The organism is Oryzihumus sp., from assembly GCF_036391795.1.
Classification (GTDB): Bacteria; Actinomycetota; Actinomycetes; order Actinomycetales; family Dermatophilaceae; genus Oryzihumus.
The window spans coordinates 1-10,609 of sequence record NZ_DASVZH010000297.1; the positions used below are offsets into that span (position 1 = coordinate 1).

The 10,609-nt window shown below is 68.5% G+C and carries 8 protein-coding genes, 1 tRNA gene and 1 pseudogene; 7 read left to right on the plus strand and 3 right to left on the minus strand.

What is annotated here, in order from left to right; genetic code table 11:
* The 4 genes from tmk to VF825_RS18395 form a co-directional block, all read left to right on the plus strand.
* The coding region (tmk, locus tag VF825_RS18380; protein ID WP_331116093.1) for a dTMP kinase at positions 1–1,757 on the plus strand (1,757 nt) is incomplete at its 5' end.
* Positions 1,754–2,893 carry a DNA polymerase III subunit delta' gene (locus tag VF825_RS18385; protein ID WP_331116095.1) on the plus strand — a complete coding sequence of 380 codons (1,140 nt, stop codon included), beginning with the start codon at positions 1,754–1,756 and terminating at the stop codon, positions 2,891–2,893. The genes tmk and VF825_RS18385, both read left to right, overlap by 4 nt.
* Before the next feature lie 94 nt (positions 2,894–2,987).
* Positions 2,988–4,532 (plus strand): alpha/beta hydrolase, encoded by a 1,545-nt coding sequence (locus VF825_RS18390; protein WP_331116097.1) that lies wholly within the window; start codon positions 2,988–2,990, stop codon positions 4,530–4,532.
* Positions 4,533–4,625: 93 nt separating this feature from the next.
* A tRNA-Thr gene (locus VF825_RS18395) sits at positions 4,626–4,702 on the plus strand.
* Positions 4,703–4,861: 159 nt separating this feature from the next.
* On the opposite strand, the gene VF825_RS18400 is transcribed toward VF825_RS18395, so the two are convergent.
* From VF825_RS18400 to VF825_RS18410, 3 genes are all read right to left on the minus strand, one after another.
* Positions 4,862–5,740 carry a site-specific integrase gene (locus tag VF825_RS18400; RefSeq protein WP_331116099.1) on the minus strand — a complete coding sequence of 293 codons (879 nt, stop codon included), beginning with the start codon at positions 5,738–5,740 and terminating at the stop codon, positions 4,862–4,864.
* Between the two features lie 1,017 nt (positions 5,741–6,757).
* Positions 6,758–7,534, minus strand: a complete 777-nt coding sequence (locus VF825_RS18405) for a hypothetical protein (protein WP_331116101.1) — start codon at positions 7,532–7,534, stop codon at positions 6,758–6,760.
* Positions 7,521–8,519 carry a type IV toxin-antitoxin system AbiEi family antitoxin gene (locus VF825_RS18410; protein ID WP_331116103.1) on the minus strand — a complete coding sequence of 333 codons (999 nt, stop codon included), beginning with the start codon at positions 8,517–8,519 and terminating at the stop codon, positions 7,521–7,523. Before VF825_RS18410 ends, VF825_RS18405 begins: the two co-directional genes overlap by 14 nt.
* 843 nt (positions 8,520–9,362) lie before the next feature.
* On the opposite strand from VF825_RS18410, the gene VF825_RS18415 reads away from it, so the two are divergent.
* The 3 genes and pseudogenes from VF825_RS18415 to VF825_RS18425 form a co-directional block, all read left to right on the plus strand.
* A complete protein-coding gene (locus tag VF825_RS18415) occupies positions 9,363–9,692 on the plus strand; it encodes a hypothetical protein (RefSeq protein ID WP_331116105.1) in 330 nt (109 codons plus the stop codon).
* A gap of 100 nt (positions 9,693–9,792) precedes the next feature.
* Positions 9,793–10,008, plus strand: coding sequence for a hypothetical protein (locus VF825_RS18420; protein ID WP_331116107.1), 216 nt, complete (start codon positions 9,793–9,795; stop codon positions 10,006–10,008).
* Positions 10,009–10,263: 255 nt separating this feature from the next.
* Positions 10,264–10,609, plus strand: a pseudogene (locus VF825_RS18425) (hypothetical protein); the annotation flags it as partial.

Sequence of the window (10,609 nt, forward strand, 5' to 3'; positions counted from 1 at the left end):
GGTGGCTCTACGTCGCGACGCTGCTCATCGAGTGCGTCGGCCTGTTCTGGGCGCCCGCCAAGGAGGCGGCGATGCCCAACTTCGTGCCCCGCGACAAGCTCGAGACGGCCAACCAGCTCAGCCTCGTCGCGGACTACGGCACCGCCCCCGTGGCCGCTCTGCTGTTCTCCGGCCTCGCCCTGGTCAACACCCCGCTGCACGCGGTCATCCCCGGTCTCGACGCCTCGGGGGACTACCTCGCGCTCTGGGTCGATGCCCTGACGTTCCTGGTGAGCGCGATCGTCGTCTGGTCGATCACCTTCCCCCCGGTGGCCCACGAGGTCAGCGCTCGCGCCGAGACGCTGTGGCGCACCATCGTCGACGGCTGGCAGTTCGTCGTGCGCACCCCGCTGGTGCGCGGCCTGGTCGCCGGGATGCTCGGCGCCTTCGCCGCGGGCGGCCTGGTCATCGGCCTGGCCCAGCGCTTCGTCAAGGACCTCGGCGGCGGCGCCGCCGCCTACGGCGTGCTCTTCGCCATGGTCTTCCTCGGGATGGCGCTGGGCATGGCGCTCGGCCCGCGGTTCCTGGCCGGCTTCTCCCGGCGGCGCCTGTTCGGCCTGTCGCTGACCGTCGCCGGCGCGGTGATGGTCGTGCTCTCGCTGATCCCCAACATCGTCATCGTCGCCCTGGTGACCGTGGTCCTCGGAGCTGCCGGCGGGGTGTCCTGGGTCTGCGGCTACACCCTGCTCGGGCTGGAGGTCGAGGACGAGGTCCGCGGCCGGACCTTCGCCTTCGTGCAGTCCCTCGTGCGGGTCGTCCTCGTCGGCGTCCTGGCGGCGGCGCCGCTGCTCGCCGCCGGCTTCGACGGCCTGTTCAACCTGCCCGTCACCGTCCACATCGGCACCGTCAGCCTCACCTACACCGGCGCCATGGTCACGTTCTTCGTGGCCGGCATCGCCACGATCATCACCGGCGTCCTCGCCTACCGGCAGATGGACGACCGCAAGGGAGTCCCGCTCTTGAGCGACCTCAGCGACGCGCTGCGCACCAACACCCACCACGACGGCGGACCCGGGGCCCGCCGCCACCCCGTCCCCGGTATGCCGGGTGCCACGGTCCCGTTCGCGGCCCCCGGCGGTGAGCACCCGGCATACGACGGGCTGCCCGGGGTGTTCATCGCGCTCGAGGGCGGCGACGGGGCCGGCAAGTCGACCCAGGGTGCGCTGCTGAAGGAGTGGCTGGAGTCGCTGGGCCGGCACGTGGTCGTGACCCGGGAGCCGGGCGGCACCGACGCCGGGCGGCAGATCCGCGAGATCGTCCTGCACGGCGCGCACATCTCCCCGCGGGCCGAGGCGCTGCTCTACGCCGCCGACCGGGCCCACCACGTGGAGTCCGTCGTCGTGCCCGCGCTGCGCCGCGGCGACGTGGTCATCACCGACCGCTACATCGACTCCTCCGTGGCCTACCAGGGCGCCGGGCGCGACCTCGGCACCAACGAGGTGCTGCAGCTGTCCCGCTGGGCGACGTGCGGGCTCGTGCCGACGCTGACCGTGCTGCTGGACGTGACCCCCGAGGTCGGGCGGGCGCGGCGCGGCGACGTGCACGACCGGCTCGAGTCCGAGCCCGACGACTTCCACGCCCGGGTGCGCGAGCACTACCTGGAGCTGGCCGCCGCCGACCCCGGCCGCTACCTCGTCGTGGATGCGGCGCTGCCGCCGGAGGAGATCCACCGCCGGGTGCGCGAGCGTCTGACCCCACTGGTAGAAGTGGCCCCATGAGCGTCTGGGAGCAGGTCGTCGGGCAGGACACCGCGGTCGAGACGCTGAGCCGTGCGGTCAACGACCCCGGCGCGATGACGCACGCGTGGCTGCTCACCGGCCCGCCGGGGTCGGGGCGCTCGGTGGCGGCGCGGGCGTTCGCCGGCGCGTTGCAGTGCCCCGAGGGCGGCTGCGGCACCTGCCGTGAGTGCCGCACGGCGGTCGAGGGCACCCACTCCGACGTCGACATCATCGCCACCGAGGGCCTCACGCTGACGGTGGCCCTGGCGCGAGACCTCGTCCAGCTGGCGGCGCTGCGGCCCTCGCTCGGGCGCTGGCGCGTGATCATCATCGAGGACGCCGACCGGCTCCACGAGCGGGCCGCCGACGCCCTGCTGAAGTCCCTGGAGGAGCCGGTCGCGCGCACCGTGTGGGTGCTCTGCGCGCCCTCCCTGGAGGACGTCATCATCACCATCCGCAGCCGCTCCCGGCACGTGCGGCTGCGCACCCCTCCCGTGGACGCCGTGGCCGAGCTGCTCATGCGGCGGGACGGGGTCGACGAGCCGATGGCCCTGTACGCCGCCCGCGCGGCCCAGAGCCACGTGGGGGTGGCCCGGCGCCTGGCGCATGACGAGGGTGCGCGCATCCGGCGGCGCAACGTCATCCAGCTCGCCGGCCAGATCCGCACCGTGGGCGACGCGATCGGCGCCGCGGCCGACCTGGCCAAGATCGCCGACGAGGAGTCCGGCGCCGCCTCCACCGAGCGGGATGCCGCCGAGAAGGCCCGGCTCATGGAGCTCCTGGGTGCCGACCCCGCTGCGCGCACCCAGCCACCGCACGTGCGCTCGCAGATCGCGGCGCTGGAGAAGGAGCAGAAGACCCGGGCGACCCGGCACACGCGGGACGTCGTCGACCGGTCGCTGGTCGACCTGCTGTCGGTCTATCGCGACGCGCTCATCGTGCGGTGCGGCACGCCGGTGGCGCTGGTCAACCAAGACATGGGCGACCACGTGCAGCGACTGGCGCAGGCGATGACCTCCGAGCAGCTGCTGGGCGCGATGGACGCGATCGGCCTGGCCCGGGAGCGGATCGGCGCCAACGTGCCGCCACTGCTGGCGCTCGAGGCCATGGCGATCTCGCTGCAGCTCCCGCGCTGACCTGCGGCTGTTTCGCTCGTGGACCGCGTGTCCACGCGGCCGACTTTCGGGATAGCGTCGAGGCCGTGACCGCCGAGACGAGGGAGTGGCAGACGTGAGGTTCACCGGGGCGATCGGGGCCGCGCTGGCGGTGGTGCTGACGACGTCGGCGTGTGCGGTGATTCCGTTCGTCAACCACGGCGCCGACAAGGGGTCCGCGACCTCGTCGTCCACGGCGGCGTCCCCGCAGCCGCCGCCCAAGGGTGAGGAGTCGCTGGCGAAGTTCTACGGCCAGCACCTGTCCTGGCGCAGCTGTGCCGACTTCCAGTGCGCCAAGCTGACGGTGCCCGTCGACTACGCCAAGCCCGACGGCGACACGATCAAGATCGCCGTGCTGAAGGTCCCCGCGCGCGGCGCCTCCAAGGGTGCTCTCGTGGTGAACCCGGGGGGACCGGGCGGCTCCGGCGTGCAGTATGCCGCGGCCGCCGACAACATCGTCAGCCCCGCCGTGCGCCGCTCCTACGACGTGGTCGGCTTCGACCCGCGCGGGGTGGGCTCCTCCTCGCCGGTCCGCTGCCTCGACGACAAGGAGCTCGACGCCTTCCTCGGCGCCGACCCGACCCCGGACAACAAGGCCGAGGAGCAGCAGTTCGTCCAGGGCGCCAAGGACTTCGCGGCCAAGTGCGCCCAGAACGGCGGCCCACTGCTCGGCCACGTCTCCACGATCGAGGCGGCCAAGGACATGGACGTCCTGCGGGCCGCGCTGGGGCAGAAGAAGCTCAACTACCTCGGCAAGTCCTACGGCACCTTCCTCGGGGCGACCTACGCCGACCTGTTCCCCACACTCGTCGGGCGGTTCGTCCTCGACGGCGTCGTCGCCCCCGACCTGACCTCCAGCGAGGTCAACGCCGGCCAGGCCGAGGGCTTCGAGACGGCCACCCGGGCCTACGTCAAGGACTGCGTCAGCCAGGGCAGCTGCCCGCTGGGCAGCTCGGTGGACGCCGGGGTCAAGCGGCTGCAGGACTTCCTCAAGCAGATGGACGCCAAGCCGCTGCCCATCCGTGACGCCGACGTCAAGCAGCTCACCGAGGGCTGGGCCTCGCTGGGCATCGCCGCGGCGATGTACGACCAAGGGTCGTGGAGCCAGCTGACCGACGCCCTGAGCTCCGCCTTCGACGGCGACGGCAACCCGCTGATGCGGCTGGCCAACTCCTACGCCGACCGCAACAGCGACGGGTCCTACAACGGCAACCTGATGCAGGTCATCTACGCCGTGAACTGCCTGGACCGCAAGGACAGCTCCGACATCACGCACTACGAGGACGAGGCGCGCAAGGACTCGGTCAACGCGCCGACCTGGGGCTCGTTCCTGGCCTGGAGCTCGGTGCCGTGCGGCTTCTGGCCGGTCAAGGCCAACAACGCGCCCAAGAGGATCACCGCCACCGGCAGCGGCCCGATCGTCGTGGTCGGCACCACCCGTGACCCCGCCACCCCCTACGCCTGGTCCCAGCGCCTGGCCGCGGAGCTGGCCAACGGACACCTGGTGACGTTCAACGGCGACGGCCACACGGCATACATGCGGGCGAACTCCTGCCTCGACAACTCCATCGACGCCTACCTGATCAAGGGCACCGTGCCCCGGGCCGGGCTGCGCTGCTAGGCCGGTGACGAGGGCACGAGCGACAGGAGCGGCCCGGTTCGGAGAATCGCCGGATCATCCGTATACTCGTCGCTCGTGCCCCTTGGGTCACGTGCCGCCTTAGCTCAGTCGGCCAGAGCGATTCACTCGTAATGAATAGGTCAAGGGTTCGATTCCCTTAGGCGGCTCCACACCCGAAACGCCCTCCCCGTGAGGGCGTTTCTGCTGTTCAGAGGCGGTTTGGCCGCGGCCAGCCAGCAGAGTCAGCGCCGCGACGAGGACGGCCCAGATGCCCCCGGTGCCCCCGGTTTGGGCACACTTTGGGCACACCCCGTCGAGAACGCCCACCATCACCGACCACCGCTCAGCCGGTCCAGAGCGTCCGCCACGAGGTCCAGCTCGTCGTCGTACAGGTGCGCGTAGATGCGAGCGGTCGTGGTGATCGACTCGTGGCCCATCGCCCGCTGGATCCACCGAAGGTCCGCTCCCGCGGAGCGAGCCAGAGAGCCGAAGGTCCGGCGCAGGTCGTGCGGGGTGACGGCCTCAAGGCCGAGCTCGACGAGGGCCTTGTCCCGGCCCGACCGTGACCGCCAGTTGCCGTTACGGAGGTAGGTCCCGTCGGGGGAGGGGAACACCAGGGCATCTGGCTGGCGGCCAACGGTGCGGGCGCCCAACCGGTTCATCAGAAGCCCGGGGATCGCGATGTGACGCTGCGACGCCCGGCTCTTTGGCGCGGACACGTCGCTGCGGCCCCCGACTTCGGTCGCCCGCTCGACGACGCGGACACGGCGGCGGACGAGATCGACGTCGGACACCCGCAGCGCCGCCAGTTCCGACCACCGCAGCCCGAGGTAGGCCATGGCCAGGACGAGGTCACCCTCGTTGCCCAGTTGTTCGGCTAGCGCGGCGACCTCGTCGACGGTCAGGATCCGCTCCCGGGCGGGTGGCCGCTTGGGCAGCCTCACCCCGCGTGCCGGGTTCACCACCAAGCGACGCGACGCGATGGCGTAGTCCAGCACCAGGCAGAGCAACCGATGCGCGGCCCGGACCGTCTCGGGGCCCTTGACCTGGCTCAACTGCAGCACCCAGTCCGCCACGTCAGCGTGCTCGATGCGGTTGACCGGCCATTGAGCGAACCCCGGGGCGATGTTGCGCCATGCCGACCGGTAGTTCTGCCGCGTGGTCTCGCGCAGGTGGGTCGTGCCGACGCGGTCGTACTCCTCCCACACGAGCTGTGTCCGATGCCCAGTTCGAAGCCATCCGCCGGGAGAGTGACCCCGCGGAGCGTGCTCGCATGGCTGGGCGACTCATTGGCCTATAACAACAGCGCAGCGTCGAGCTGGCCCGTCTGTGACGGGAGGCCATCGACGAAGCCGTCCGAGATGGAGCGGTCGGGACCGCGCGGCTGCGGAGGCCGCTTTGGAGCGCGATAGGAGCGAGCATGGCTGAGAATGGAAGCGACTCGAAGCCCGAACCGAAGACGCCGCCACCGCCACGGGTGGACCCTGCGATCGTCAGTATTCAGGTCAAGGGCAGTCAGCCTTCGCTTACCAAGGAAACCCGAAAGTCTTAGCGGTCCAGTTACCCGCCTTGGCTGGTCGATCTCGACTCGACCATCGGCGATGAAGCAGTTGCCGTCGCTTCCTGACGAGACGCCCATGACGTAAGGATGGACCGATGCTGTACCGGCTTCGACCCCCTGCCGAACTCACTTGGTGCGACATCCCAGCGCGGGCAGGGCTTGACCTCGCCACCAATCGGAATGCCGACCTCGATCGCCTCACCTGGCTACCCACTGAGAGCCGCGTCTTCAGCAGCGACCTTCTGCGCATTGCTTTGCGACATGGCGTCGCCACCAACGCGGGTACCGTCCTCGACGCGGAACACACTCTGGACCTCGGTCGCAGCGATGAGCTATATCTGGCGCAGCAGGCGGTCGATGAGGCACAGGTGCGGCTTCGGGCCAGCAATGGACATCTGATGGAGCGACTATTGCCGGGTGGACGTCTTCCGGCGAGGAACTTGACCGCCGAGTTCGTGAGAGCTCGCAGAGGGTCGCGCAGCAAGCCGACAAAGACCTGGCAAAGGTCCTAGGCGCACCGGTCAAGCCCCGGCTGGCTTCGCACTGGACCAGCCCCGGGGGCAGCGCGCCCGACTGAGGTTCCTCGGTGCCGCTGACTGGCAGGATCAGCAACGCATGGGGTCCCTTGGAGGCCGGGTCCGGACGGCTCGCGTGTTCGGTTGGCCTATGGCGTCTGCCCAGCAACGCCAAAGGCGAACGCCTCCAGCTGCTCCTGCCGAACTGTCCCTTGGCCGCCTTGCTCGTGAACGATCCGTGCGGCGAGCACAGCGCGCGCGCTGGGCTCCAGTAGCTGTACGAGATGTGCGATTGACTTCTGCTGCCATGAATCGCGCACCTCGCGACCCGCCTTGAATGGCCCTACCAACATCGGGTCGTAGCTCCACAGGTCGCCGGCATCCTCGTCAGCCCAGACTGCCTCTTTGAACGGACCGCTATGGGTCGCGTCAAGCAGTGGACCCAAGTCCCTTGCGTCCTTGTGCGTGCTGTCCCGGCGGTAAGCCCAGGCCACCACCTTCAAACCGATCATCGAGGCCAGCGTGGGGATACGAATCTCGAGGTCGTCGACCTTAACCCGAACGGCCGTCTCTACCGCTTCTTCCATGCCGGTGACGTCCAACGTCACGCCAGGCGTTGGCTCGACGATGCCGTCATCTGTAATCCCGCCGTAGGGAATCACGTCGACCCGATGACCCTGAACGCGAAAGACGAGGCCTGTCCCGGTTGGTCCTTCGAGTCTCTTAAGCCGGTGCCGATACTCCTCCATGGAGGACACCAGGATTGTGATGTCAACGTCCATCGTCTGGGCCCCAAGGGGCAGGCCGGCCACCGTATGGATCCAGTAATCCCGAGCGAATGACCCAACGAGAGCCATCTCAGGGACGACATCCGAGAGTTCCTTAAGGACGCCGACCGGCAGGAGACCCGGATCAGCGACGTTCAAGTTCGAGCTTCCGTTCGTTCCACAGTTCACGGGCGACCTCGACTTCGCGTGGGTCGTCGCTGGTTAGGGCGTCCGCGTAAGCAAGAAGTGGGGGCACCACAGTCTGGTCGCCCAGAAGTTCTGCAGACCAGAATCGCTCACGAAGGATGACATTGGGTGGGCCCTCCCTCGTTAGGCGGCCGAGCTGCCGAGCGATCTTCCACGGCGGTGTCCCGTACAGCACTGTGCGGTCGGCGCGCAGCGGCGCACCATAGTGGGTCAGTGCTGGGCCGCCCCCGAGGGCTCCATCTCGTCCCGAGACCCAGGCGTCAAGCCACCACTGTGGCGGGGGGCCAGACAGGGCGACCTCATCAAGTTTCGGCCGCAAGTCGCGGGCGTATCCGTTGACCCAGTCGTCCGCCAACTTCGCCGCGTCAACTAAGCGACGGTCACCTCGGTCACCAATGAGGTACCCGCGCCTGCGCAGGTCGTTTAGCGTGTTGTTGACTGTCCCCTTGGAGACATCCGCCAGAGTCGCTAAGAGCTCATAGGGTGCACTGGCCAAATGCGGTCTAGTCAGGAGAACAAAGACAACCTTGAGGCCTGACGCGTTCATCGACGGCGGTTTGGTGTGCCCGGAGGTCCAACCGGCTATTTGCGGGCGTCGACCTTCCACCTGCACGTGAAACCCTGGCTGGTGGATGTAGGCGTTGCCCCCGCTGTCGACATACTGAACGCCAGCGATGCGGTAGCGACGCCCCTGCTCTGAGGTGACGTGCGGCATTGCCAGAATCGAGGGGGCGGGGTGTTGGGCAAGCCACTTCATGACCTCAGCGGGACCCAGCGGCGCCGCGCGCATCTTGACGTCCACGTTCGCTTTCACGATGCCCTTTGATGTGGGCAGGCGGACGATCAGGTCTGGCGCGGCATCGCTGGCCATCGGCCGGACCACGTCCAGGCCGAGGTCACGCAGGGCCTCCTCAACCCAAGCGGTCAAGTTTTCCATATGGTCAATGGTAGTGACCTTCCGTGGAGATTGACCATTAGGCCAGCGATGAGAACCTGCGAGCCGCGCACATGTGGCAACGCCACCTGCCAAGCCAGGCGTACTGGCTCAAGCGGAGTCAAACGGACTGATCTGCGAACCGGTTACGAGTTTCCGTACTGGCTTTAAAGCCGCGGCTCCGCCGCGGCGGCGCGGGGCCCCGCGGTGGGACCCCACGCTGCGGGCGGCGCTTCGCGCCGTCCTCGCGCACCCCACCGCACCCCGCGCAACGACGAAGGCCCGGTTCGCGAGAACCATCCTCACGAACCTGGTCCTGCCGGGTTCGCCTCAGCGAGCCAGCCGCCGGTCAGTGGCCGCCGCCCGAGTCTCCGCTGGAGATGACTCGCCCGCCGTCGCCGTTGCTGTTCGGGATCCAGTTCCCTGGCGGGGGAGTTGTCGAGGGCGGACTGTCAACTACCACCTTGTCCAGCAGAGCAAGCGCGACTCTTCCTGGCGCCAAAAGCCATCTCATCAGGCGTCTCCCCATGACCTGAGTGTGCTCCTCGGCAGTCCGAGGTGCGGGGCATTCGCCGAACACGAGTGAGCACGGCTGGGGGCGATGCGCGACTTCCATCGCCCTGATCATTTCAAGCGCTGGCGACGGGGGAGGCCCGCTCGGCGCCGGCTACTCGGAGCCCAGCAGCACCCAGTCGAAGTGGCTGGCTGCTCAACCCCATCGACCTGGCTGCCGTACCCGCATCGCAGCGGGCCACCACCCAGCCCCTCAGGTCTCGGTCCATGCGCAAACCCGCGGACTTCACCAAATCGACGGAAACGTAGGTACCAACGTTCTACCTTTGATCCATGGACAGGACCACAGAACTGCTGCGGATCCGTAACCAACTGAATGCCGCCATGGAGGCCGTCGACCGGCTCCTCGACGAAGCGCGGCCACCCGCACAGGTCGGCAAGTCGGACTATGTCCAGTCGCTGGAACGCACGAAGGCCATCGAGTGGCTGCTGCGCGAAGCAGGTGAGCCGATGCGCCCGGTCAGAATCTGGGCCGGCCTCCGGAGGTACGGCCGAAACGACCCCAAGATGGAGATCCAGGTGACGACCTACGACCTCTGGCGGCGGGGTCGGATCGGGAAGGTCGACCGGGGCTTGTACGTCTCCCTCCCCGACGCTAACTGAGGGAAGTCGCATTTGAGTCATTCGGCTCGACCGGTCGCCTCGGCACCCCGATGATAGGTCGAGCGTAGGCGATTCACGCCGCGCCAGAAGGAGAAGACCCATGCTGATTGACATCGTGGTGGGCGCGGTGGCCCTGCTGCTCGCCTGGGGCCTGTGGTTTGACCGCAAGCGCCGCACCACCGGAATCGCTGACCGACGGGACCGCGCAATGACCGAGGCGGACGCGCAGTCGCAGGCGGAGGTCGTTGCGCGCCGGACCATGAGTGGCGGCGGCGTGAACGGCCCGGGCGGCTTCGGCGGGAGCAGCGGCATCTGACTCTCGGCAGCTTGTGGCCGGATTTTGGCTGTACGTCCCGCAGAACCGGCCGACGCCATGACCGCGAAACCGCTGCAATCCCACGGTTCGCGCCACTCACGCGCCGGCCGAAACAGGCGGGTGGTGCCTCGAATGTAGTTGCGCGCCAACCTCCATGACCGGCTGTTATGGCCGTTCTCAATGTGGCTTCGGGCCTGAGAGGACGTGTGGTCGCCTTTACAGCGCTGGGGAGGGGGCCGGAGGATGCGCGTTGACGTGCCCATCTCCCTCGCTGACCTGGGGCTGCTGACATTTCAGACCCGTGCACCCGGCTCCCGTACCCGCATCACAGCGGGCACCACCGAAGGCCGCTCCTACTTCGACGCGAAGAAGGCCGCCGGCAAGACCTCGATGGAAGCGATGCGAGCACTGAAACGACGGCTGTCCAACGTCGTCTATGCACGCATGGCCGAGGACCAGAAACGACGAGAAGCGACGGGCCCGGGAGGGCACTCGGGGACGACTCTGCAATCCAGCGTGACCGACCTGACCCCGGACATCGGCTCTTCGGATAAGCCACTTCCCGGACCCGCCAACAGTCAGCCTAAACCGGCCCTCCCGG